Source organism: Pseudoalteromonas sp. S1609, assembly GCF_005887255.1.
GTDB lineage: Bacteria > Pseudomonadota > Gammaproteobacteria > Enterobacterales > Alteromonadaceae > Pseudoalteromonas.
Genome location: NZ_PNDJ01000007.1, coordinates 82,716 through 106,749 on the forward strand (window position 1 = coordinate 82,716; position 24,034 = coordinate 106,749).

A 24,034-nucleotide genomic window follows, 5' to 3' on the forward strand; every position below is an offset into this window, starting at 1 on the left:
GCAATATTCGTATTACCCTATCATTATGGTAGACTTACCGCTAATTTTTGGCAGAGAGAATCGTCATCTTGTTACACATTAAGTCCGTTACTTGTATCAAGCAAGAGCGTTGTTTGTTTGATGAACTTAATTTTAGCCTTAAAAGCGGTCAAATCATGCAGTTAGCTGGTCCTAATGGGGCTGGCAAAACATCATTATTGCGCATCATTGCCGGTTTTTCGCTGCCTGATGAAGGTGATATTTTATACCTTAATCAATCTATCAAAAAATATTATGACGAATACGCCAGAGATTTATTATTTATAGGCCACAAAACCGGAGTTAACGTACAACTTAGTGCACTTGAAAATGTAGCACATTGGTTGGCAATTAATGGTTATGTTAATACACCTGATTTATATCCTTTGTTGAGTAAGTTAGGTTTGGTAGGGCTGGAAGATGTGCCCGTAAGAACATTATCGGCGGGTCAACAAAGACGAGTAGCTTTGGTTAGATTATGGTTATCTGAAGCTAAGTTATGGATTTTAGATGAACCTTTTACAGCGCTCGACAAAAGTGGCGTTGCTTTTTTACAGCAACGTTTTACTGAGCACTTATCAAAGGGGGGCGCTATTTTGTTAACAACACACCAAGACCTAACCACCCACTTTAGTGACCTACAGACCTTGACTTTGGAGTACCGCCACTAATGACACGACAGCACTCATATTGGCAGTTATTTGTCGCGGTATTTAGTAAAGACGTTAAACTCGCTTTTCGCCAGCGTGCTGAAATAGTCAATCCTATCTTGTTTTTTTTAATTGTTATCTCGTTATTCCCATTAGCAATAGGGCCAGAGCCTGGGTTGTTATCAAGAATGGCGCCAGGCATTATTTGGGTTGCGGCTTTATTATCAACCATGCTTGGACTCGATAAGTTATTTAGAGATGACTATAACGATGGCTCTTTGGAGCAACTAATTGCTTCCTCGTATCCTTTATCATTAACTGTGCTAGGTAAAGTTGCGGCCCATTGGGTGATCACCGGCTTACCGTTGGTCTTTATGACTCCTTTATTTGCTTTATTACTAAATTTAGAAACAACGGCCTTAATGGCCACGTTATTAACGCTATTACTAGGAACCCCTTTATTAAGCTTTATTGGCGCAATAGGGGCGGGTTTGACTGTGGGATTACAAAAAGGCGGCATTTTAATGAGCTTATTAGTGTTGCCTTTGTATATTCCAGTTTTAATTTTTGCAACTTCCGCTATTGATACCAGCACTATGTCGCTGGATTACAGTGGTCAGCTTGCAATCCTTGGTGCTATGTTAGTCGTTGCGATTATCAGTGCACCAATTGCCATATCATCAGCATTAAAAGTGAGTGTAAGTTAATATGTGGAAGTGGTTACATCCGTATGCGAAAGCAGAGCGAGCATATCAATTATGCAATACTCTACTGCCATATTTTGCAGTAGTAACGGTCGTTAGTATGATTGTTGGTTGGATTTGGGGGTTAGGTTTTGCCCCTGCCGATTACCAACAAAAAGACAGTTATCGTATTATTTTTATTCACGTGCCCTCCGCTATTTTATCTATGGGCGCATATTCATCAATGGCGATTGCAGCCATTGTTGCCTTGGTATGGCAATTGCGTAATGCAGAACTTGCGGTAATTGCAATCGCGCCTGTTGGCGCGTGTATGACTGCAATAGCCTTAATTACCGGTGCCGCATGGGGTAAACCGATGTGGGGTGCTTGGTGGGTATGGGATGCACGACTGACTTCTGAACTTATTTTATTATTTTTATACTTAGGGGTGTTGTCTTTGTACCATGCCTTTGAAGATAAAAAGTCAGCAGGTCGCGCCGCGTCAATTTTAGCCATAGTAGGGGTGATCAACCTACCTATTATTCACTTTTCGGTGGAGTGGTGGAATACCCTGCACCAAGGGGCGAGTATCACTAAGTTTAATCGCGATGCGGTTGACCCTAGTATGTTTTGGCCATTAATGATTAATATTTTAGCCTTTGCCGCGTTTGTCGGTACGGTGACTTTAATTCGTCTTAAAAATGAAATTTTACACCGTGAAAAGCACCGCCCATGGGTGCGACAGTTGTTAACTAAGGGGTAATTATGCAGTTTGACTCGTTTTCAGATTTTATTGCAATGGGAGGCTATGGTTTTTATGTATGGCTTTCTTTTGGTACATGTGCATTGATTTTATTAGGTATTTTATTTAGCTCGTTACGCGACAAAAAACAAATTTTAGCGTCCGTTGAGCAGCAAATTGCACGTGAAACTCGAATTAAAAATTCTAAGCAGGAGCAAACCTCGTGAACCCTAGACGTAAAAAACGCCTTTTGGTTATTATCGCCGTACTCTTTGGTATTGGAGGATCAATTGGTTTAGTGTTGTACGCCTTACAAGAAAATATTAATTTGTTTTACACCCCCAGCGAATTAATTGATGGTAAAGGTCCCGATAAAGAAAAGCCGTTTGTAGGTCAAAAGCTGAGAATTGGCGGTATGGTAGTACCAGGCTCTGTGATCAGAAATGAACAAAGCCTAAAAGTAAGTTTTAAGCTGATTGATACAGGCCCATTGGTAACGGTACGTTATCAAGGTATTTTGCCTGATTTGTTTCGTGAAGGACAAGGGATTGTTGCGCAAGGTGTGTTAGTAGAGCCTAACGTGATTGAAGCATTTGAAGTATTGGCCAAGCATGATGAAGAATATATGCCGGCAGAAGTTGCTGAGGCAGTAAAAGGCATTAAGCACGAAAAGCCAAAATATAACTTAGATAGTGGGAGCTGATATGATCCCAGAAATTGGTTATTTTTCTTTAACATTGGCCATGGTGCTCAGTGTGCTGTTGTGTATTTTCCCACTTTGGGGAGCACACACAGGTAATCTTCGTTTGATGCGCGCAGCGCCATCATTAGCGGTTGGTCAGTTTGCATTTGTTGCTTTGTCGTTCGCTGTTCTTATTTATGCCAGCCTCACCGATGATTTTACCGTGTCTTACGTTGCTTATCATTCAAGTAGCACCTTACCTTGGTATTATAAAATCACCTCTACATGGGGCGGTCATGAAGGTGCTATTTTACTGTGGTTACTTATGCAAGCCGGGTGGACAGCTCTGGTCGCTGTGCGTTCAAAGTCACTTCCTTGGGTGCTTCGTGCTCGTGTATTAGGTGTGCTTGGCTTTTTAGGTGTCGGCTTTATGATGTACACCTTATTGCTTTCAAGTCCGTTTGAGCGTTTATTGCCCTATTTCCCAGTTGAAGGGCGAGACTTAAACCCATTATTACAAGACCCAGGCATGATCATTCATCCACCATTACTTTACATGGGGTATGTGGGGCTTTCTGTGGCTTTTTCCTTTGCTATTGCTGCACTATTAACTGGTAAACTCGATAATACCTGGGCGAAGTGGTCACGCCCATGGACGATGACTGCATGGGGCTTTTTAACCTTAGGTATTACCATTGGTAGTTGGTGGGCCTATGCAGAACTTGGCTGGGGCGGCTGGTGGTTCTGGGATCCAGTTGAGAACGCATCACTGATGCCATGGTTAGTGGCAACGGCTTTATTACACTCTTTAAGTGTGACTGAAAAGCGCGGTGTATTTAAATCATGGACCGTATTATTAGCAATTGCTGCTTTTTCATTAAGTTTACTGGGCACTTTTATTGTTCGTTCAGGGATTATTGTTTCGGTGCACGCCTTTGCAACCGATCCAGATCGTGGACTATTTATTCTTGCTTTCTTAGCCATTGTTGTTGGCGGCGGCTTAGCGCTTTACGGCTTGCGTGTGTCACAAGTTAAAAGTGAAGGACGTTATAAGTTTGTCTCTCGTGAAGTAGCACTTTGGCTAAATAACATTTTCTTAGTGGTTGCCACCTTAATTGTACTATTAGGTACTTTATTACCTATGGTGCACAAAGAAATGGGCTTAGGCAGCATTTCTATTGGCGAACCTTTCTTTAATAAAATGTTTGCCATTCTACTGGTGCCATTTGCGATTTTAATGGGCATAGGGCCATTTTTGCGCTGGAAGCAAAATAAATGGGCATTTTTACAAAACAAAATATTTGTTGGCGCACTAGCCAGTGTTGTTATTACCTGTGCTTGGCTGTTTAGCAGTTATGAAGTGGTTACGCCACTCACTCTGTTAGCGACTACATTGGGTGTATGGATATTTATAGCCACTTTTATCGACCTTTACACCAAGGCCGCAGTTCATGGAACAATTAAACTTGGCATCAAACGCTTAGGTTTAAGTTATTGGGCTATGGTGCTTGGTCATGTTGGTTTAGCCTTTGTTATTGCCGGTATTACCCTTACCTCTGCGTATTCAGTTGAGCGCGATGTAGCCATGAAGCCAGGTGATAGCGTACAGCTTAATCAGTATCAATACCGTTTTGAAGGCGTGAAGACAATTCGTGGTGCAAACTACAGTGGTCATGCTGGTGTGGTAACAGTGTCAAAAGAAGACAAAACGATTGCGCGTCTTTATGCAGAAAAACGCCGATACGATATTGGTATGCAATTTATGACTGAAGCTGCAATAGATGCAGGTTTTACTCGCGATTTATATCTCGCCCTTGGCGAGCAATTAAGTGAAGGGGCATGGTCACTGCGTATTTACCACAAGCCGTTTGTACGTTGGATGTGGATTGGTGGCATTCTGATCTCACTCGCTGGGTTTGTGATTTTATTTGATAAGCGTTATCGCGCTACACCCCGCAAAGATGAATTAGAGGGGGCATTATGAATCGTAAATTGATGGCAATAGTCCCTTTATTAATTTTCATCTTTATTTGTGTGTTTTTATATCAAGGGTTGTTTGCTAACCCTCGGGAAATACAAACAGGACGTATTGGTCAAACCGTACCGACATTTAACTTGCCTGATTTAATGCAAGATAATAAACGTTGGACTGATGAGCAGTTAAAAGGTGATGTGTATTTATTAAACGTGTGGGGCACATGGTGCCCAACGTGTCTAGCTGAGCTTGATTATTTAACTAAGCTTCGCGAACAAGGCATTAAAATTATCGGTTTGTATTATGTGCAAAGCTACGATGCCGACTTTGATGGCCCGTTTGATATGCAAGCTCTGCGTGACGATGTGAGTAATATGCTTGCGCGCGCAGGTAACCCTTATCAGTTTAATATTTTAGATCTAGAGCGCTCTTTGGCGTTAGATTTGGGGGTGTCTGGAGCACCAGAAACATTTTTAGTTGATAAAAATGGTACTATTTTGTTACACCACACCGGTGATATAAACCCTCGAGTTTGGCGCGCTAAATTTGCGCCTCTTATGCAGGAGCTTCAGCAATGAGATTGTTTTTATTAACCCTTAGCTTATTTGTTAGTTTAGCTGCGTTTGCTCAACAAGACCGTTATCAGTTTGATAGCAACGATCAAGCGGTTCGTTTTGAAGAGCTAACTAAGGAATTACGCTGCCCTAAATGTCAAAACCAAAATATTGCTGATTCAGATGCCGTAGTTGCAAAAGATTTACGCGATCGCGTATTGGCGTTAGTAAAAGATGGTAAAAGCAAAGACGAAGTCATTGACTATATGATTGACCGCTATGGCTACTTTGTTCATTACGATCCACCAGTAACGCCGGCTACGTTAATTCTGTGGGTGTTGCCAGTACTCATTGTAATAATAGGCTTTGGCTTTATTGTTATTCGCCAGCGTAAAGCGTCGGTAAAACAAACGTGGAGTGACGCTGATGAAGTGATGCTCAATAAGTTGATTAAACAAAATAAACGTCAGGAGCAAAGTTAAATGATTCTAATGTGGGCGTCTTTTGCTTTACTCACACTCATTGCATTGCTGTTTATTATTGTGCCTTTTTTAAAAAAAGAGCGCGTAGTAACGATTACTCATAACGCTAATGCTGAGCTTATCAGCATTTATGAGCAGCGTTTAGTTGAACTGCAGGCTGATTTAGACAACCAACGCATAGACTCGCAAAACCACAGCGAGGCAATTGTTGAGCTAAAACGCCGTTTGCTAAATGAATTATCACCAGAAAAGTCACTCAATAGTCGTGGTGATAATCGTATATTTGCTTTAACAGGGGCGGCGTTTTTAATTGCGTTAGCGGGTATATTTTATGCAATGACCGGCAGCCAGCAACAAATAGCGGCTTGGCATGATGCAATGGACAATTTGGCCGATTATGGCCAACGCGCTGTAATGCAAAAAGGTGAGCCGTTAACTAAAAATGAACTGCAAGCGTTTGCATTGGCACTGCGTACTAAGTTAAGCCAAAGCGGTGACGATGAAGTGGCTTGGATGCTGTTAGGGCGTGTGGCTATAATGCTTAATGAGTTTGACATGGCAAAACAGTCATTTGATAAAGCATTGTCAATGAACTCTGATAATATGCAAGCTTTGGTGAGTTACTCGCAGGTATTATTACTTGAGGGTAGTGATGAAAATATGACTCGCGCAGCGGGTATGCTTTCTAAAGTACTACAAGCACAGCCAAATAACCTCGATGCGATTTCGTTACTTGCGCTGATTGCTTTTGAGAGAAAGGATTGGATACAGGCAAAAGCTGCATTTGAGGTACTTCTTGCCAGTATGGACGAGTCAGATACGCGTTATGCTATGATTTCAAAGCGCATTAGTGAAATTGATGGCCAAATAGCTAAGCAAAGTGAGCTAAACAGCCACGACCAGCGAGTTGTACAGGGTATTCAGGTTACGGTTAAGATTGACGAGCAACTCGAAGAGAAACAGCCCAGTAACGGTATTTTGTTTGTGTTTGCTAAAGCTTCTGAAGGTTCACCAATGCCTTTAGCCGTTGTTAAACTGACTGACTATAGCTTTCCAATCACCGTTGAGCTGAGCGACAAGAACGCCATGATGGCGGGGCTAAATTTATCCAGTGCTAATGAAATTGTTATTTCTGCGCGTATTTCTAATGATGATTCAGTGATGCCAAGTACTGGTGAGCTTGAAGGCCACTCTGAAGTACTGCTTCGTAAAGATGTGCGACAAGTGCAACTGAACATTGATACATTAATACCTTAAGGATTTGAGATGTTAAAACAAGGCTTACTTTTATTATGTTTACTCACCTTATCGGGCTGTGCTCAAGTGCCCGAGAGTAAATATGATGAGCGCGATCCCTTACAAAGTGTAAATAGACCCATTTATGACTTTAATATGGACGTACTCGATACCTATATTTTAAGGCCAGCAGCAGTGGGTTACATCACTGTTACACCGCAGCCTGTTCGTCGTAGTATTGTGCACTTTACCGATAATATTACTGCACCCGTTGATATTATAAATGCCGGCCTGCAAGGAAAACCAAGCAGTGCTGGAATTAATTTTGCACGTTTTTTAGTGAATTCAACGGTGGGTGTATTTGGCATATTTGATGTGGCCAGCTCACTTGGGCTTGAAGTAACTAGCGAGGACTTTGGCCAAACTTTAGGTGTGTGGGGAGTGGGTGATGGTGCTTATTTAATGATCCCAGCAATGGGGCCATCTACCGCACGTAACTTAACCGGTGATGTTGTTGATAACCTTGTATTGCCTGAAATAGCACTGACCACGCCACAAACCATTTTAGTGTTCGCACTAAAAGCGGTTGAAGCGCGTGCGTCTTTAATGGCTCAGGAAGGGTTATTAAATGATTCGTTAGATCCCTACTTATTTATTAAAGACATTTATTTTCAGCGTCAATTATACGAGTTATTTGACGGTAACCCGCCAATAAAAGAAGAGCCTGAAGATTTTGATGAAGATTTTTTAGAAAGTCTTTAATTAAAATAGAAACGCCAGCAAATGCTGGCGTTTTTGTTAATGGGCATCAAAGATCTCTTAGCTATCAATCATCACCTGCATTTGCTCACTAACCCAATTGAGAGCTTCGTGGTATGCATCAGGCACTTCATCACCTAAGTTTAGTTGCTGAGCTTTGTCATTCGCAGCTTGCCAATCACCTTGCTCATACAGAGTCACTAAACTTAAGTATTCGGCAAGTAGCCCTTCATTTTTTAATAGCGCTGTTTTTATCTCATTAGATAGAGGTAATTTAAGCATTACGCTGTCCATTTCTTCATCTAATATCGCATCCATAAGCGACATCATGCCAGTTAAGAACGCCATGCCTGTGTCTTTCAGTTTGCCATGTGAAATAGCTAACAACTCACAAAAACGCGCCCGCGTTAACGACAGTCTAATAAGCTCTAATGGCTTATCGGCAGAGACTTGTGCTGCAAACAATAAAGAGAGCAGCTTTTTTATTTCAGCAGCGCCTAATACAATTAGTGCTTGTTTTATAGTGCTTATTTCAGAGCGGCGGGTAAATGCTGCTGAGTTTGAATAGCGCAGTAGTTTATATGATAAGTTAACATCACGCTCAAATACATCGGTGATTTTTTTAAGATCCATTTCTACACTTGATGTTTCATAGAGCAGTTCAGCCAGTGCCATGCCTGATGGCGGTAAGGCTTTACTTTGCACCATCTCAGGTTTTGAAAAGAAAAAGCCTTGAAAGTACTCAAAGCCCAGTTCAAAAGCTTGGTTGTAAAGCTCGTAGGTTTCAACTTTTTCTGCAAGTAATTTAATATGAGGGTAAGGTTTTAAGTCCTCGATGAGGGCTTTAACGATTTCTATATCGCACTTTAAAAAATCAATTTTAATGATATCAATAAATGGATAAAAGTGGCGCCAAACAGGTTGGTGCGCGTAGTCATCTAGAGCGAGTGTATACCCTTTTTCTTTTAGATCTTTAACTATTGCGAGCAGGCGTTTTCCTGGCTGAACGGTTTCTAATATTTCAATAACTACCCCGTCTTTATTTAATAGCGTAGGGTAGCCTTTTAATAAGGTGTCTAGGGTAAAGTTAATATAAGCGGGTTTATTATCGGTTAAATCTTCAAGGCCAAAATTAAACTGACTGCCTTCAATTAGGCGAGACGTCGCTTCGTCGCCGTCAATATTTGGAAATACGTTATCTACCCCATCACGAAATAAAAGCTCGTAGCCAATTAGCTCCTTATTGCGATCTAAAATGGGTTGGCGAGCAGCGTAAAAATACATATAAGATTCCGTAAAGGTAGAAATTAATTAACATTGTAATAATATATTGGAAAACATTCAAAATAGCATCGGTAAAATGAATTTTATTAATAAAATATCATGGCTTGGGTAATTTTAATTAATCTAAACTTATTGTTTTTACTCTATTCGTTTTAAAAACAAGCGAATGGATGGTTTTTTATCTACTTAAATTAGCGGGTTGGAGTTATTAGCGATTACCGTGTTATAGTTGAGTAGAAAGCTTTTATTCCAATACTGTCTTAATTATAAGATTTCAAGAGTCATTATTTGGATTACAAGCCTATTATTACTTTTTTAAGTGGAGGCGAATTTGGAAACAGGAATGATTATTTCACTGGCATTATACTTTATTGTAATGCTAGGAATAGGACTATACGCATATAAGCAATCTACCAGTGATATTTCAGGGTATATGCTAGGTGGTCGTAATTTAGCCCCCAGTGTAGCTGCCCTATCGGCTGGTGCATCAGATATGAGTGGTTGGTTATTAATGGGTTTACCTGGCGCAATGTATTTATTTGGATTGAGTAAGGTTTGGATTGCAATTGGTTTAGTATTAGGTGCATGGGCAAACTACTTTTTAGTAGCACCAAGACTGCGTGTTTATACTGAAAAAGCCAATGACTCCATTACTATCCCTGATTTCTTTGCAAACCGTTTTGATGACAACAAAAATATCCTACGTGTTATCTCTGCAATAGTAATTATTGTTTTCTTTACCTTATATACTTCATCGGGAGTTGTTGCCGGTGGTAAGTTATTTGAAAACTCATTTCAAATGAGTTACGAAATGGGCTTATACATCACCACGGGTGTAGTAGTGGTATATACCTTGTTTGGTGGTTTTTTAGCGGTTAGCCTTACAGACTTTGTGCAAGGCTGTATCATGTTTATTTCGTTGTTGGCAGTGCCAATTGCCACCTACATGATGCTTGACCAACCCTTTATGGATACCTTAGCAAATGCAAACTATCAGCAGTTACTAAGCTCGCCTAAAGCAAGCGAAATTCATTCTTTAAGTATGCTTGACTGGTTTGCGGGCGGTTCTACCATTGCTATTATTTCTGCAATGGCGTGGGGCTTAGGTTACTTTGGTCAGCCGCATATTATTGTTCGCTTTATGTCTATTCGCTCAGTAAAAGAAATGCCAACCATGCGTCGTATTGGTATGTCTTGGATGACGCTATCCGCTATTGGTGCGGTATTTACCGGGCTATTTGGCGCAGCATTCATGATTGAAAACCAAATGCCGATTGCCGACAAAGAAACAATCTTCCTAGTATTAGCTGAATTAATATTCCATCCGTTAATTGCCGGTTTCCTACTAGCGGCTATTTTAGCTGCGATTATGAGTACTATTTCATCGCAACTATTGGTGTGTTCAAGTTCTTTAACTGAAGACTTTTATAAGATCTACTTAAATCGTAATGCTTCGCAAACTGAGCTGGTATTAGTAGGGCGTATTAGCGTGATATTGGTTGCGTTATTTGCAATCTACTTAGCGTATGACCGCAATAGTTCAATACTAGATTTAGTAAGTAATGCATGGGCTGGTTTCGGTGCTGCATTCGGTCCACTGGTATTGTTTAGCCTTTACTGGAAGCGTATGAACTTAAAAGGGGCTATCAGTGGTATGGTTGTAGGTGCACTAACGGTGCTTGTGTGGATTTATGCGCCTATTACTATTAATGGTGAGAGTTTGAGTAGCGTGATCTATGAAATCGTCCCTGGCTTTATTTTAGCAAGTATTGCGATTGTAGTAGGAAGCCTTATGACAGCTGAACCGAAAAAGGAAATTACTGATCTGTTTGATGAAGTTGAATCGTCATTATAAGTGATTAGTTAACCTAAGTTTTGGTTTAAAAAATGCCAACCAGTTTAACTGGTTGGCATTTTTATTGACTGACTTTTAACATTAGCAAATAGTGATGATTTACTCGCTTTTAGCTATCATTATTTAAAGGCATAAAAAAACTGAATTCGAATACGGAATTCAGTTTTTTTAATAATTACTATTAGGTTTTTAAAAGTACTAACTTGCAGCTTTATCTTTTATATCTGCAACGTTATCTGACTTTGTTTTTTTAGCTTTTGCAGGTACTTCTTTAGTCCCCTTAAGTACCGCCATAAAGTCGTCTTTACTTTTCGCAATCTCAAGTGCAAGCGACTCAACTTGTTGTTCACTTAGCGGCACATCTACTTTTTCAAGCATTAGTTCTAGTGACTCGGCGATATCGAGCATTTTGTCATAGGCATCAGCTTCTTTTTTAGTAGTAAACGTCATGCGCTCGACTCCGTTTCGTTCTACAACATATTTAACAACAACAGCCATGATTTCTCCTGCTTACTTACGTGGCAATATGATTATTTTAAATCATTAGATTACTGTTTTTATGTACAGTACAAGCTTGCGCGTTATTTTGCAAGCTTTAGCCTTAGTTTATCTGCAGCTTAGTTGACAATAAAGGCTGACTCTACTTTATTTATTAAGTCACTTTATAACGCGTTGCAGTAAAGGAGTCGCAAGGAGTGATTGTTACCGTTAGTACTTAGTAACCACAACGTTATGTAAAAGTGCTGGGTGTAAATAATCAACGAATGTTCATGTAGGAACGCAAAAGGAAATAGTATGAAATTAATTAAAATAATCTCGTTAGCAGCTGCTTTATGTTTATTACCTATGGGTACCACCTTTGCGCAAAGCGATATGCTATCAGAGCAGATGCAATCAGCCATGGTTAATATTAATAGTGCTGATTTAAAACAGTTAATTAAGTTACCAGGTGTCGGTAAGAAAAAGGCACAGGCAATTATCGATTATAGAGAAGCTAATGGTGATTTCGCATCACTTGAAGATCTAGCTAAAGTAAAAGGGGTGGGTAAAAAAATGCTAGCCAAACTTGATGGAAAGGTGACGTTTTAACTAAAAAGGGCGCTATGCGCCCTGATCAAACTGTTTTAAGGCAGCACCAAGGTGCTTTTTAGCAAAGTTAATATCTACTGGTGCTGTTAATAGCGGATAGCTCAACCCAGCTACAATTAAAAAGGGCACCAGTAACCAACCTTCGAAAAGAGTAAATATTAAAAAGAATGGGCTTAATAGCATCAGCTTTAGTATGCGTATAAAGACCCTGTCACTGGGTGATAGCATGCTTAAAGAGATAGCTATAACAGTTTGTCGTTGACGGACTTTTAAATGTTTAAGCTCATCAACTTGGCTTGAAAAAAAAGTAAACATATTAAAGTGACTTTTTAGTAATTAATCGACTGGCCACTAATATAAACAGTGTGGCGGTAAAGAGTACAAAAATAATTTCCATCCACGCTGGCATACTTAGGCTGGCAAATTGCCAATCTATATTTCCGCAGTCACCTGTCGCTTCAAAAAACTGCGGTATCCAGTGATGTAACGGTATAAATTCTGGAAAGTTTGGCTCAAATTCACAGCTAAATGCAAATGGGTCTGTGGTTGTTTGCATTTCAATGTGCTCACGGGCTATTAGCAACCCCCATACACTTGAAATCCCCCAAACAGCATAAGCGACAATACGTACTATGAGGCTGTTTGGTTTACTGGCTCCAATCATACCCGCAAAAAGTAGGCCTAATACTGCGGTGCGCTGGTATATGCACATAATGCATGGCGCTAACCCCATGTTGTATTGAAAGAAAAGTGCAGTAACTTCAAGCAGAAAAACAATCCCACTGAATAATAACCAAGGTGTACGCTGAGTACTTAGATTAGCAAGCCAGTTCATAACAATTCCGTATTTAAATAAGGGCTTAGATTATGACTTAGGATAAACAGCGGGGCAAGTAAAAGGAAAAAGCGAGGAGCTATGAAAGCTTTTCGCACCTCAAAGTTAGGGATACTCTGTTACATGACTTTCCCCAGAGCCATCAAGTTAATCCAGTTGTAAGAGCTAGTCAAACTGTCTCGTATGAATAATAGGTGGGCATTCATATTGTGTTTAATTTCTACCAGTAAAGTTACCCTTTTAATCACATACCTAGGTAATTTAACTTACTTTACTTGTTAGTTGTGACTTGTCTGGTACAATCAGTCAGTTAATCGTATGTAGCGATGTAATGTGAATTAATTCGAGTAGGAATTGAATGAGAATTTTTAAAGCGAAAAGCCCAGCAGGATTTGCTGAGGAATACATAGTAGAGTCAATCTGGAATGGTGATTTCCCTCCAGGTTCAATTCTGCCAGCTGAGCGTGAACTCTCAGAGTTAATTGGTGTTACTAGAACCACATTGCGTGAAGTGTTACAACGATTAGCAAGAGACGGTTGGTTAACAATACAACATGGTAAACCTACTCGCGTAAATAATTTTTGGGAAACGTCAGGGTTAAATATTCTTGAAACACTGGCCCGTTTAGACGAAGACAAAATGCCAGAGTTGACCGATCAGTTACTTTCAGCACGCACCAACATCAGCGCAATTTACACCCGTGCAGCAATAAAGCTTGCACCAGAGCGCGTTATTGAAATTTTATCGCAAAGTGATGAGCTAGAAGACAGTGCGCAAGCATTTGCTGATTATGACTATAAAGTGCACCATGAGTTAGCTGTTGCTGGTAACAATCGCATTTATGTGCTTATTCTTAATGGTTTCAAAGGCTTTTATTCTAAGATTGGTTGTCATTACTTTTCAGATCCTCGCACTCGTGAGCTTGCACGTCAATTCTATAAAGATCTAACTAAGCTTGCTGAGAATAAAGAGCACGATGGTGCGATATCCATGATGCGTAAGTATGGTCATCAAACCGGTGAAATATGGCAACATATTCGCGGTGATATGCCTAGCGACATTATGGATTAGAAAAAAAACCTGCTTTAAGCAGGTTTTTTTATGAACAATAATCCGTGTGTTTATCAAGCGTTCGCTATTTTAGAACGGCGCTATCTATAAATACGATTGTTAATTTATTTTTGATAGCCATAGAATAATGATTAATTAGATATGGTGCTATTGTAATTTAATAATTAGTGCCCATATTACTATCAGTATTGCGTAAGCAATTGACAATAAACTCAAAATATTTGGAGAATAAAATGGGTGTATTAGTAGGCCGCCAGGCACCAGACTTTACCGCTGCAGCTGTTCTAGGTAACGGTGAGATTGTAGATAGCTATAACCTTCACGAAAAAATCAAAGGTAAAAAAGCAGTAATCTTTTTCTACCCACTAGATTTCACTTTTGTATGTCCTTCTGAGCTTATTGCTTTTGATAAGCGTTATGCAGAATTCCAAAAACGTGGTGTAGAAGTAATTGGTGTTTCAATCGATTCACAGTTCTCACACAACGCATGGCGTAACACCGCAGTAGCAGACGGCGGTATTGGTAAAGTTCAATACGCACTAGTTGCAGACGTTAAACACGAGATCTGTAAAGCATACGACGTTGAGCACCCAGAAGCGGGCGTTGCATTTCGTGGTTCTTTCTTAATCGACGAAGAAGGTAACGTACGTCACCAAGTAGTTAACGATTTACCACTTGGTCGTAACATCGACGAAATGATCCGTATGGTTGATGCATTAGCATTCCACAGCGAGCATGGCGAAGTATGTCCTGCTGGTTGGACTGAAGGTAAAAAAGGAATGGATGCAAGCCCTGAAGGCGTAGCTAAATTCTTATCTGAAAACGAAGGCGAGCTATAATCTAGCCCTTTAGTCTAAGATAAAAAAAACCGCCATATTGGCGGTTTTTTATTGCTTTTAATTAAAACGAAAAGCTCACTTTAGTGTAAATGTAACGACCTCGAGGGTTGTGTACACCCGATGCGTAACCATACAGATCTGCATCACCGTCACCAATTGCAAATGGTGGCTCTTCATCAAATAAGTTATTAACACCTAGCGATACTTTTGCAGACTCAGTAATACGGTATGATGTTTGTAAATCAACCAATACTTGAGAATCAACAGTGCGCGATGTATTACTATCGAAGTCTAAGTTGCCATCGAAATCTATATCTGGCGTATCTTCAAACTCACCCACATAACTAATGTTCATATTCGTGTTGAATTGGCCAATTTCCCAGTTTGTTGAGAAAATCCAACGGTGTTCTGGGTAGCCATATTCACCAGTGTAATCGCGGCCGTCTTTTTCAAATTTATCTTGGTAAGCCCATTCTAAATTGAATTTTAGTAAGCCTAACTCATCCAGTGAATGATTGTAGTTTGCTGAAATATCAACGCCAGAAACTTCTTGTGATGATACATTTTCAAAAGTACTGAATATCTTTTGAATAGTTCCTAGGCTGTCAGTACCTGATGGTGGTAAGCGTACACATACCGTACTATTTTGGTTATTACACTCTGAGTTGTAAATTGGACCAAACTCTTGCTCATCAATTTTATTATCTTGGGTGATACTCCACACATCAATACTTAAACCAAAGTCAGTTGTGGGTGCCCAAATGAAGCCGACATTCCAAGATTCAGATTCTTCAGCTTCTAAATCTGGGTTACCGGCAAATTCAATGTTGTAATCTAGCGGGTCACAATCTTTACCTGTTGCATCACAGCGGTAATTATCAATAAAGAACTGACTCTCTTGAGATGGCCCTAAACCTACTTGTGCAAGTGAAGGTGCTCTAAAGCCTTGCGCCCAAGAACCGCGAACCGTGATTTCATCACTAGGTGCCCAGCGTAAAGCGACTTTAGGGTTTGTCGTAGTGCCAAAGTCACTGTAATCATCATAACGGCCCGCAAGTTGTAGCTCTAAGTTTTCCGCAAGTGGAATTGAAAACTCTACATAGGCAGCGTATTGGTCGCGCTCTGCGGCAGCTGAAACTGACTCGGTACCAAAGATTAACCCACGTTGAAATTGATCATCTGGCGTATCAGTTACGTCTTCTTCGCGGTATTCAATACCGGCCGCCATCATGACAACATCATCACCAAAGTTAAATGCTTCACCTGAAATGTTAGCATCGAACGACGTCATATGAGACTCACCTTGGCGAACCAAGCTCGTTGTGATTCTGTCAACAACAGCCGGATCGTTGTAAGTGCCGCCAAATGGGTTGTAGTTACCTGCGTCAATCTCTTGTTGTAAAAAGTCGGTGCGAACCCAACCTTGTGAACGATCCCCTGTTTGTAATGACTTGCTACGCCCTTTTTGTACCGCTGTTTCCCAGCTCCAGTCGTTAATTTCACCTTTTAAACCAGCAACAAAACGTAATGTGTCTGATTCGATATCCCATTGACGCGCGCCTGCATCCACTGTTCTGTAACGACCAATTTCTATATCTTGACCAAATGGGTTATTTGGATGATTCCCTGGTACGGTTAAACCCGCATCTTCATCAAGTGGCGTTGGTGCGCCAGCTGCAACTGAGCTGTTATGCTGTACAGCCATTTCTAAAAAGCCGGTGATGCCATTGTCGAAGCGGTATTCAAATTGTGAAATTGCGCCTACACGTTCTGATGCAGGGGCAATATAGCCGAATGGACCATAGTCAAATAAGCAACTACCACTTGATGTTGCATTTTCAGCAGGACACGAAGGATCGATTGTTTTAACGCCATCTACGTAAAAGTAGCCCGGGAAGCCACGTGATGAACGAAAGTCTTGGCCGCCATAAGGAGATTGATTAGCAGTACCTAAACGGCCCATTTCGTCTGATGATAAAGACGTGTTTTTAAAGTAATCAATAATAACGGACGCATTACTTTTTGCACTCGTTGTACCCCAAACAATGCTAGCCGTGGTTTCTTCATAGTTAGGGCCATCTGTGCCGCCGTAACCTAAATTAACTTCAATCCCGTCGATGTCTTTTTTCAAGATAACGTTTACAACACCTGCTACAGCATCAGAGCCATAGATTGCTGATGCGCCATCTTTTAAAATATCAATACGTTCAATTGCTGAAACAGGAATGCTGTTTATGTCAACAAATGAGTTGGTGATCCCTTCAGCAAATGCGCTTATAGCAACACGACGACCATTAATAAGTACCAACGTAGCATCAGCCCCTAAACCACGAAGGCTGACGGCGGCTGAACCATTAGCGGTTGAGTCTTGGTTATTGCCACGGGTTGAAAAAGTACCATTACCTGCAACAGGCATTCTTTCAAGAAGCTGTTGTAGGTTGTCATAACCCATGTTTTCGATGTCTTCTTTATTAATGGATTGTACTGGTGATGGGCCTTCGATATCGGAACGTTTGATACGAGAGCCTGTTACTTGAATACGTTCTACTTTTTCTGCAGTCTGCTGTGCAGCGTAAGTTGTTGTACTAAAACCTGCTGACAATGCGATAGTAGCACCGATGATTAAGCTCGGTGTAAATGCAATTGATTGCTTCATCCTTAAGTCCTTGTTGATATGTTATAATTTACTTGTTTTTTCAAGCCGAATTATTAATACCATGTAACTTAACTGTTATCAATTGACTGCAAAGCTGATTTTATTATCGGCACGAATATATACTGATTTTCTCAATAATGAAAAACAATGGGATACTCGCTATCTGGTGCGGGAGAGTGCTTTGGTCATTATTAAAAAATAAATCACTGAGCGACTTTAATTTGTAATAATTTGTATTTTCTTAAAAATTTAATCAAAAAAACGCCTAACATGATGTTAGGCGTCTTTATTTAAACTTTGTGTTTCATTAAACGTTCTTTTTCACGGGACCAATCTTTATTTTTACCATCTTCACGTTTGTCATGCATTTTCTTACCTTTAGCTAAATGGAATTCAAGCTTCACCCAGCATTTTTTCCAATACATAGCGGTGGCAACTAATGAATAACCATCACGTTCAGTTGCACCAACTAAGCGGTCAAGTTCACGCCTGCTTAGTAGTAATTTACGGTAACGTAGCGGGTCACAAATAACATGTGTTGATGCACTATTTAAAGGCTGAATGGTACTACCTAATAAAAATGCTTCACCGTTTTTAAGATGAATGTAAGTTTCAGAGATATTTACCTTACCTGCTCGGATACTTTTTACTTCCCAGCCTTGGAGTTCAACACCTGCTTCAAACTTGTCGTGTAAAAAATACTCATGTCGCGCTTTTTTGTTTAGCGCGATGGTATTACTTGTCGATTTTGATGAATTTTTCTTAGCCATAGTGCCCTATAATATACGTTATACAAGATGTTTTACATCGATTTTTTAAATTATACATGCAAAAGCGAAGGATTAATTTAAGCGCGATGAAAGTTTGGGGAAACGCACAAAGCTTGCTAAAATTCCTGCACACAGTTGGGAGTGAGTATGCCACAAATAGAAAAAAGCGCGCTGGTTATGTACAGCACTAAAGAGATGTTTGATCTAGTCAATGATGTAGAAGCCTATTCACAGTTTTTACCTAATTGTTCAGACTCAAAAATTATTAAGCAGCATGATAATAACATGACCGCTAGTTTAGAAATATCCAAAGCCGGTATAAAAAAATGGTTTACCACTGAAAATACGCTAATTGATGAGCAAACAGTGATGCTTCGCTTGGTTGATGGCCCTTTTAAAACCCTACAAGGTCGCTGGCACTTTCAGCAATTAGATGCGCAGGCGTGTAAGGTTAATTTACAGTTAGAGTTCGAGTTTTCAAGTAAGCTAATAGAGCTAGCGTTTGGTAAAATTTTTAATGATGTGGCTAAAAACATGGTGAGTGCATTTACTCAACGTGCAAAAACCGTGTACGGAGAACGTGCATGATAAATATTGAAGTTGTGTTCGCGTTACCCACTAAGGCAACCACGTTAAATATAGAAGTGCTGCAAGGTACAACGGCTGAGCAAGCAGTAATACAGTCAGGGATTATTAAAAAGTGCCCTGAGATTGATGCAACCGATTTAACTTTAGGCGTATGGAACAGAACGGTAAAGCTTAATCATGAGCTTAAAGATGGCGACAGAATTGAAATTTACCGCCCATTAATTGCCGATCCTAAAGATGCTCGCAGAAAACGTGCTGAAAAAGCCAAAGAAGAGGGCCGTGCTAATAAAGTCACTGGTGGCCGGCCGTTAGATCGTTAGACACAAAAAAGGTGAGCCATGCTCACCTTTTTTAACAACACTTTAATAGCTTCTTATTGCTCTAAAGGTGTTGTAAAGTTTTCTGGTTGCTCATAGTCGCCCGATACCGTAACTAGCTTCTCATTTTCAAAGTTTAATACTAATGATTTATATTGTTCATTGGCACGTCCTTTATTAAAGCTGTATACATAACGCCAAGTATTTTTATCGAAGGCGTCTTCGGCAATGGGTCTGCCTAGTACGTATAGTACTTGTTCGCGAGTCATATTAACGCGAAGCTTATCAACGTCTGATTGTTCTAAAAAGTTACCCTGAGGGATGTTGATTCTGTATACCCAGCTAGAACAACCTGCGGCTGAACTAAGCGTTAAAGCGACGATAAGCCAAAGAGACAAAGTTTTTAACGACTGCATTGTTAGTTGTGATCCTTATTTTTTATAATCTGCATGATACCGATTAGTTACTCAAGGTAAAACCCTTTTGAGTAATTGTTTTTGTTTAGCGTGTTAGGGCGAGGTTTTGACCATTAGTAATCAAAAAAGTTTAAACAATGAGTTGAGCAATAGTAAAAATAAACCGGCGACTTGGTCACTTTATATTGTGCAAACACGGTTTGGTCATTGGTATACCGGCATTACGGTTGATGTAGCCCGACGTATCGCTACTCATCAAGCAGGTAAAGGGGCAAAAAACCTCAAAGGTAAAGGGCCGCTGGTGCTCATTCATCAACAACAAGTAGGTACTAAAAGCGACGCGAGCAAATTAGAGTATGCGATTAAAAAACTTCCACGAGCAAAAAAAGAGGCTTATGTTGCTGCTTTTAAAGGGGGCCTTAATACCACAGGGCTTGTCAAAAGCTGATTAATAAATGCCTCAATTAGCAATACGGCTTCTTGATAGAGGGGAGTATTTATATTTTCGAGCGTATCTTTAGTACTATGATGGAAGTTATCTGCCCCCATAGAAAAGTACACATACGGGATTTTTTGTTTAGCGAATGAATAATGGTCGCTGGCTCTGTGCCAGTCGATTTGTTTAGTGTTGGTGAGTCGGCTCATTTTTCGTGATGAATAAACAGGCTTTAATTTGATCTTGTCACCGTTAATCTGAGTAAGTAAAGGGTTAAGCTGGCTTTTTAATGCGCGACTTGTTAGTGCGTATAACCGCTTATGTGACTTTTTAACTGCCAACATATCTAAGTTAATATTTAAAACAATTGGGAGTTGGCGCATTGTTTTGGCAAAGTGCTCACTGCCGTGTAAACCATTTTCTTCAGCGTCTGTTGCAACAAACATAAAGCGATATGAAGAAGAAACCGTTAGCGCATTCGATAAATAAAGTAATGCAGCAACACCCGAGGCATTATCGTTAGCACCTGGGTGTAATTTTCCTGCTTGTAGACCTAAATGATCATAATGCGCAGTAATAACAATAACAGGTAAATCTTTTACAGTATTAGTGGCAATAATATTAACGCCTTGTGCGTTAGAAAACAGCCCTGAGGAATAAGTAAAAGGTTGTTCACTTACTGTGAGTTGATGCCCTTTGAAGCGTGTTTTTAAATACTCCCTAGTGAGTAATGCTGCATGGCTATTCGTTTTTCTACCAGCTAATTCTGGGCCGGTTAGTATAGTTAAATCAGTCAATAATTGCGGCTCAATCTGTTTACAAAGGCCGCTCCAACTTATAAAAAAAACGATGCAGGTTAAGCTAAATAATTTAATAATGATTCGCCTTCGCAGTAAGTGATTTTAATGCAATGAGCTTATTGTCATAGCGCTGTTTGTGATGAATGAAGTCTGCTTTTTTTCTAGCTTTACGTAGATGAAACTCCGCTTTAGTTATATTACTTAATTTAAAGTAACTGCGCGCCAACCCAAAGTGACTTTCATGTAATGTTGGCGACATAGCGTTAGCTTTTTTATAATGACTAATCGCATTTGTATAGTCACCACTTACATAGTCACTGTTACCAAGCGATATATGATAATAAGGGTTAGTTTGGCGCTTTTTGTCAAGTTTTGCCAATAGCTTTTCGCCTTCGGCTACTCTATCTGTGAGTTTATATAATAATGCTAAATTACCTTGCGCAGTATTATCATTGGCGTTTAAGGCAATGGCAAAATGATACATTTTCTCAGCTTGTTGGAGGTCATCTAATTGTTTAAAGAGTACTCCTAAATTCCCCCAGCTGGCACTAAATGAAGAGTCGGTATTGATAGCTGCTTTAAAATAACTATAAGCTAAATCAAACTGCCTATTAATCAGTGCCTCGCCGCCTTTGTTGTTATAAAACATGGCGGTCACTCGTTTTTTTGACAGCGATGAAGTTGCAAAACGAGCTTGTCGGCTATTAGGATCAAAATCAATGATTAAACGCTTATTACGCTGATAAACAAGTGAGCTGTCTTTGAATTTAGTCTTATTGTCTATAGCAATGTTTATGTGCCCAGTGAGTAAATTAAACCCTCGATTTAACGCCCAGTACTCAGGAATATGTACTTTCTGAAAGCGAGCCTTCAGGCCTAAATGTTCGGCTAAGCTATACGCTAAAATAGAGAGGGAAAGACAGTTAGCATTTAAATCTTGATAGCTTTGAGACGCCGTTTGTGTGCCAGTAGATTGATAAGATAGTGAGTTATCACCATTTGAGAGTAAAAAACTGAGTAGACTATAGGCAATTTCATCAGCCGATTTATTTGTTTGTACGTAAGCACTTAATTGTTGTTTAAGGCTCTTATCGAGTTGAAATATTTGCTGTTCAGACTCTACAAGCTGCTGTTTAAGTTGCATTGGGGGAGTAATAATAGGGGGGGGCGTGCTTAAATTGGCGTTATATGTAGTGCTACACGCACTTAAACTCAGCAAACAAGCAGCCAGTAAATAATGTTTAGCTTGAACAGCACTCATACACACCTCTGTACAAAAAACACACTCAAGTATAGTGGTTATTTCATACAGAGGTTATTTTTTAATGTAACAAACTGTTTAACGCTGCTGATTAAACGTGGCTACTAGCGCATCAAGTGTTTGTGCACTGGTGGCTAAATCGCGAATTGCTTGTTCGGTGTTGATTTGTTCACTCATTGATTTATCACTGATCTCACTAATTTGCTCAATACTTCGACCGACATCATTTACAACGCTACTTTGCTGCTCGGTGGCTGTGGCAATTAGAGTTGCCATGTCGTTAATTTCATTCGCTGTTTCAGTAATCGTATTAAGCAACTCAACCGAGCTTTGCATTGCGCTGACGCTTTGTTGGGCTTTACCTTTCGATTGGCTGATATCATTTACAACATCATCTGAAATTTGAGTAAGCTCTTCAATCATTGATTGAATTTCAGTGGTTGATTGCGACGTACGATTCGCCAGAGCTCTTACTTCATCTGCAACGACTGCAAAACCACGACCATGCTCACCTGCACGTGCAGATTCAATGGCTGCATTAAGTGCAAGTAAGTTGGTCTGCTCTGAAATCCCTCTAATTGAATCTACAATACTGGCAATATCTATGGTCTTTTTAGAAAGCAGTGCAACTTGCTCGGTAATACCATCAATATCGCTGGCAAGAGCTGATATTGTCGTTTGGCTTTGTAGTACTTGTTGATGGCTTTGTTTGGTATTATCGCGGCTATCGTTAGTTAACTTAGCTGCATTCGCTGCACTTTGTGCTATTTCTTGCACGGTAGCGCCCATTTCATTAATCGCTGCAGCAACCGAAATAGTTTGCTCTTTTTGTTTATCCAGCGCTAACGAGTTTTGTTTTGCTTGTGCAAAGACATGATCAGAGCTTTGACGAATACCATGGCTTTCATCAGCTACTTGCACAATGGCGGTTTCTATCTTTTCAATAAACTGATTAAAGCCCGACGTCAAATTATTGAGTTCAGGTTGAGGTGATGTGGGTAGACGATACGCTAAATTAGCATCACCTCGACCTAAACGAGAAAACAACTCTGCCATTTTTGATAACGGTGAGGCTAAAGAGCGAGCTAACAAGTAACTGATCACACTTGCGATAAGTGCTGTCATGATAGTGAATGTGAATATTTGCCACTCTAGGGTGTTTACACTTGCGAATACTTCACTTTTTGGTACTTGAGCTAACACAAATAAGTCGGTGTTTTTAATTGGTGTGGCAGCAATCAGCGTGGCTTGTCCGTTAATATTTACTTCTTCTAAAGCAAAACCGTTTTCATCAAGTAATTTGTGATGAATATTAGCACTGTAAATACTATCTATATTAACCTTAGCGACTTTAGCTGCATCTTTATGTAGCTGAATTAAGCCATTTTTATCGGCAATAAATACAAACCCTGACTGTTCAATTTTAAACTGCTGTAGCAGTTTTTGCATATCAGTAATGCTTTTTGCTAATCCCGCTAAGCCGAATCCATTAAGCTGCTGATGATTAACAAACATTTTTACATCGTTTGCAGATTCCTGATAAATACTGATTGAATAAGGTTGTTTAGATTGAGTAAAAGCAAAAAACCAACCATCTGCAGCATCATTTTTTAAAACACGTAAAAAGCCATCTTGGTTCCAATATTGCGCGGTGTTTTTATTAGCCCACGAAGCGGTGGCAAGGTCATATTGCTCAACCAAACGATTGAGTTCTTTTAGTAACAACGCATCGTTGGTGTTGCCAGAGTTTGCCCAATCTAAAATAAAGGTATTGGCAGAAAGCTGCTGTGCTGCGCCTAAAAGTTCATTGATCTCCCCACCAATATGATTACTGATTGTTTGCAGCTTACTTGGCAGTTCTGATTCGATCATGCGTTGCTCAATAATATTCTTTGAGTTATGCAAAGACGTCAAACCAATTAATACAGCAACACAAATAGCAATAATGCTTCCAAGCGCTGTTATTTTTTGAGTAATAGAGAGATTTTGTATCGTCATGGTAGTGCTTATATATTTACAACTGAGGCAATGAGGC

27 protein-coding genes are annotated in these 24,034 nt (G+C 39.9%); 17 read left to right on the forward strand and 10 right to left on the reverse strand.

What is annotated here, in order from left to right; genetic code table 11:
• Positions 1-68 precede the first annotated feature (68 nt).
• From ccmA to CWB76_RS02955, 10 genes are read left to right on the forward strand one after another with little or no spacing between them, the layout of a single operon-like run.
• Positions 69-689, forward strand: a complete 621-nt coding sequence (gene ccmA, locus CWB76_RS02910; RefSeq protein WP_138605316.1) for a cytochrome c biogenesis heme-transporting ATPase CcmA — start codon at positions 69-71, stop codon at positions 687-689.
• Positions 689-1,375: a heme exporter protein CcmB gene (gene ccmB, locus CWB76_RS02915; RefSeq protein WP_138605317.1), complete on the forward strand. Its 687-nt coding sequence runs from the start codon at positions 689-691 to the stop codon at positions 1,373-1,375. Before ccmA ends, ccmB begins: the two co-directional genes overlap by 1 nt.
• A gap of 1 nt (position 1,376) precedes the next feature.
• Complete coding sequence (locus CWB76_RS02920; protein ID WP_138605318.1) at positions 1,377-2,114, forward strand: heme ABC transporter permease; 738 nt, start codon at positions 1,377-1,379, stop codon at positions 2,112-2,114.
• A gap of 2 nt (positions 2,115-2,116) precedes the next feature.
• A complete protein-coding gene (gene ccmD, locus CWB76_RS02925; protein ID WP_008112240.1) occupies positions 2,117-2,320 on the forward strand; it encodes a heme exporter protein CcmD in 204 nt (67 codons plus the stop codon).
• Positions 2,317-2,796 carry a cytochrome c maturation protein CcmE gene (ccmE, locus tag CWB76_RS02930; protein ID WP_138605319.1) on the forward strand — a complete coding sequence of 160 codons (480 nt, stop codon included), beginning with the start codon at positions 2,317-2,319 and terminating at the stop codon, positions 2,794-2,796. Before ccmD ends, ccmE begins: the two co-directional genes overlap by 4 nt.
• Before the next feature lies 1 nt (position 2,797).
• The gene (locus CWB76_RS02935; protein ID WP_138605320.1) at positions 2,798-4,759 is read left to right on the forward strand and encodes a heme lyase CcmF/NrfE family subunit; all 1,962 of its coding nucleotides are present in this window, start codon (positions 2,798-2,800) and stop codon (positions 4,757-4,759) included.
• Positions 4,756-5,328 carry a DsbE family thiol:disulfide interchange protein gene (locus CWB76_RS02940; RefSeq protein ID WP_138605321.1) on the forward strand — a complete coding sequence of 191 codons (573 nt, stop codon included), beginning with the start codon at positions 4,756-4,758 and terminating at the stop codon, positions 5,326-5,328. Before CWB76_RS02935 ends, CWB76_RS02940 begins: the two co-directional genes overlap by 4 nt.
• Positions 5,325-5,786, forward strand: coding sequence for a cytochrome c-type biogenesis protein (locus CWB76_RS02945; protein WP_138605322.1), 462 nt, complete (start codon positions 5,325-5,327; stop codon positions 5,784-5,786). The genes CWB76_RS02940 and CWB76_RS02945 overlap by 4 nt, the downstream gene beginning before the upstream one ends.
• A complete protein-coding gene (gene ccmI, locus CWB76_RS02950; protein WP_138605323.1) occupies positions 5,787-7,043 on the forward strand; it encodes a c-type cytochrome biogenesis protein CcmI in 1,257 nt (418 codons plus the stop codon). It begins immediately after the preceding gene.
• Positions 7,044-7,052: 9 nt separating this feature from the next.
• On the forward strand, positions 7,053-7,784 hold the full coding sequence (locus tag CWB76_RS02955) for an MlaA family lipoprotein (RefSeq protein ID WP_138605324.1): 732 nt from the start codon (positions 7,053-7,055) through the stop codon (positions 7,782-7,784).
• Between the two features lie 57 nt (positions 7,785-7,841).
• Here the strand turns inward: CWB76_RS02955 and CWB76_RS02960 are convergent, their stop codons facing one another.
• Entirely contained in the window at positions 7,842-9,065 is a 1,224-nt protein-coding gene (locus tag CWB76_RS02960; RefSeq protein ID WP_138605325.1) for an EAL and HDOD domain-containing protein, read from the reverse strand.
• Positions 9,066-9,408: 343 nt separating this feature from the next.
• Here CWB76_RS02960 and putP point away from each other — a divergent pair, with 343 nt between their 5' ends.
• Positions 9,409-10,920, forward strand: coding sequence for a sodium/proline symporter PutP (putP, locus tag CWB76_RS02965; RefSeq protein WP_138605326.1), 1,512 nt, complete (start codon positions 9,409-9,411; stop codon positions 10,918-10,920).
• A 198-nt stretch (positions 10,921-11,118) separates the two neighbouring features.
• On the opposite strand, the gene CWB76_RS02970 is transcribed toward putP, so the two are convergent.
• A complete protein-coding gene (locus CWB76_RS02970; RefSeq protein WP_010387955.1) occupies positions 11,119-11,418 on the reverse strand; it encodes a YebG family protein in 300 nt (99 codons plus the stop codon).
• Positions 11,419-11,715: 297 nt separating this feature from the next.
• Between CWB76_RS02970 and CWB76_RS02975 the strand changes: the two genes are divergently transcribed.
• A complete protein-coding gene (locus CWB76_RS02975) occupies positions 11,716-12,009 on the forward strand; it encodes a ComEA family DNA-binding protein (RefSeq protein ID WP_138605328.1) in 294 nt (97 codons plus the stop codon).
• Positions 12,010-12,021: 12 nt separating this feature from the next.
• Here the strand turns inward: CWB76_RS02975 and CWB76_RS02980 are convergent, their stop codons facing one another.
• Positions 12,022-12,324: a DUF6170 family protein gene (locus tag CWB76_RS02980; RefSeq protein ID WP_010387958.1), complete on the reverse strand. Its 303-nt coding sequence runs from the start codon at positions 12,322-12,324 to the stop codon at positions 12,022-12,024.
• A gap of 1 nt (position 12,325) precedes the next feature.
• Entirely contained in the window at positions 12,326-12,844 is a 519-nt protein-coding gene (dsbB, locus tag CWB76_RS02985) for a disulfide bond formation protein DsbB (RefSeq protein ID WP_138605330.1), read from the reverse strand.
• 358 nt (positions 12,845-13,202) lie between these two features.
• Here dsbB and fadR point away from each other — a divergent pair, with 358 nt between their 5' ends.
• The gene (gene fadR / locus CWB76_RS02990; protein ID WP_138605332.1) at positions 13,203-13,916 is read left to right on the forward strand and encodes a fatty acid metabolism transcriptional regulator FadR; all 714 of its coding nucleotides are present in this window, start codon (positions 13,203-13,205) and stop codon (positions 13,914-13,916) included.
• Between the two features lie 233 nt (positions 13,917-14,149).
• The gene (locus CWB76_RS02995; protein ID WP_008109095.1) at positions 14,150-14,755 is read left to right on the forward strand and encodes a peroxiredoxin; all 606 of its coding nucleotides are present in this window, start codon (positions 14,150-14,152) and stop codon (positions 14,753-14,755) included.
• Between the two features lie 61 nt (positions 14,756-14,816).
• Here the strand turns inward: CWB76_RS02995 and CWB76_RS03000 are convergent, their stop codons facing one another.
• Positions 14,817-17,411, reverse strand: a complete 2,595-nt coding sequence (locus CWB76_RS03000) for a TonB-dependent receptor (RefSeq protein ID WP_138605334.1) — start codon at positions 17,409-17,411, stop codon at positions 14,817-14,819.
• A 290-nt stretch (positions 17,412-17,701) separates the two neighbouring features.
• Positions 17,702-18,181, reverse strand: a complete 480-nt coding sequence (gene smpB / locus CWB76_RS03005; protein WP_008109102.1) for an SsrA-binding protein SmpB — start codon at positions 18,179-18,181, stop codon at positions 17,702-17,704.
• Positions 18,182-18,328: 147 nt separating this feature from the next.
• Between smpB and CWB76_RS03010 the strand changes: the two genes are divergently transcribed.
• Both CWB76_RS03010 and CWB76_RS03015 read left to right on the forward strand, forming a co-directional pair.
• Entirely contained in the window at positions 18,329-18,769 is a 441-nt protein-coding gene (locus CWB76_RS03010; protein WP_138605336.1) for a type II toxin-antitoxin system RatA family toxin, read from the forward strand.
• Positions 18,766-19,089: an RnfH family protein gene (locus tag CWB76_RS03015; RefSeq protein ID WP_008109106.1), complete on the forward strand. Its 324-nt coding sequence runs from the start codon at positions 18,766-18,768 to the stop codon at positions 19,087-19,089. The genes CWB76_RS03010 and CWB76_RS03015 overlap by 4 nt, the downstream gene beginning before the upstream one ends.
• Before the next feature lie 53 nt (positions 19,090-19,142).
• Here the strand turns inward: CWB76_RS03015 and CWB76_RS03020 are convergent, their stop codons facing one another.
• On the reverse strand, positions 19,143-19,502 hold the full coding sequence (locus CWB76_RS03020) for an outer membrane protein assembly factor BamE (protein WP_138605338.1): 360 nt from the start codon (positions 19,500-19,502) through the stop codon (positions 19,143-19,145).
• Between the two features lie 106 nt (positions 19,503-19,608).
• On the opposite strand from CWB76_RS03020, the gene CWB76_RS03025 reads away from it, so the two are divergent.
• On the forward strand, positions 19,609-19,950 hold the full coding sequence (locus tag CWB76_RS03025) for a GIY-YIG nuclease family protein (protein ID WP_138605340.1): 342 nt from the start codon (positions 19,609-19,611) through the stop codon (positions 19,948-19,950).
• On the opposite strand, the gene CWB76_RS03030 is transcribed toward CWB76_RS03025, so the two are convergent.
• The 3 genes from CWB76_RS03030 to CWB76_RS03040 form a co-directional block, all read right to left on the reverse strand.
• Positions 19,896-20,735, reverse strand: a complete 840-nt coding sequence (locus tag CWB76_RS03030) for a M28 family peptidase (protein ID WP_249363149.1) — start codon at positions 20,733-20,735, stop codon at positions 19,896-19,898. The two genes, CWB76_RS03025 and CWB76_RS03030, sit on opposite strands and share 55 nt — an antisense overlap.
• 73 nt (positions 20,736-20,808) lie before the next feature.
• Entirely contained in the window at positions 20,809-21,999 is a 1,191-nt protein-coding gene (locus tag CWB76_RS03035) for a tetratricopeptide repeat protein (RefSeq protein WP_138605342.1), read from the reverse strand.
• A 78-nt stretch (positions 22,000-22,077) separates the two neighbouring features.
• Positions 22,078-23,997: a methyl-accepting chemotaxis protein gene (locus tag CWB76_RS03040; RefSeq protein ID WP_138605344.1), complete on the reverse strand. Its 1,920-nt coding sequence runs from the start codon at positions 23,995-23,997 to the stop codon at positions 22,078-22,080.
• Between the last annotated feature and the right edge of the window lie 37 nt (positions 23,998-24,034).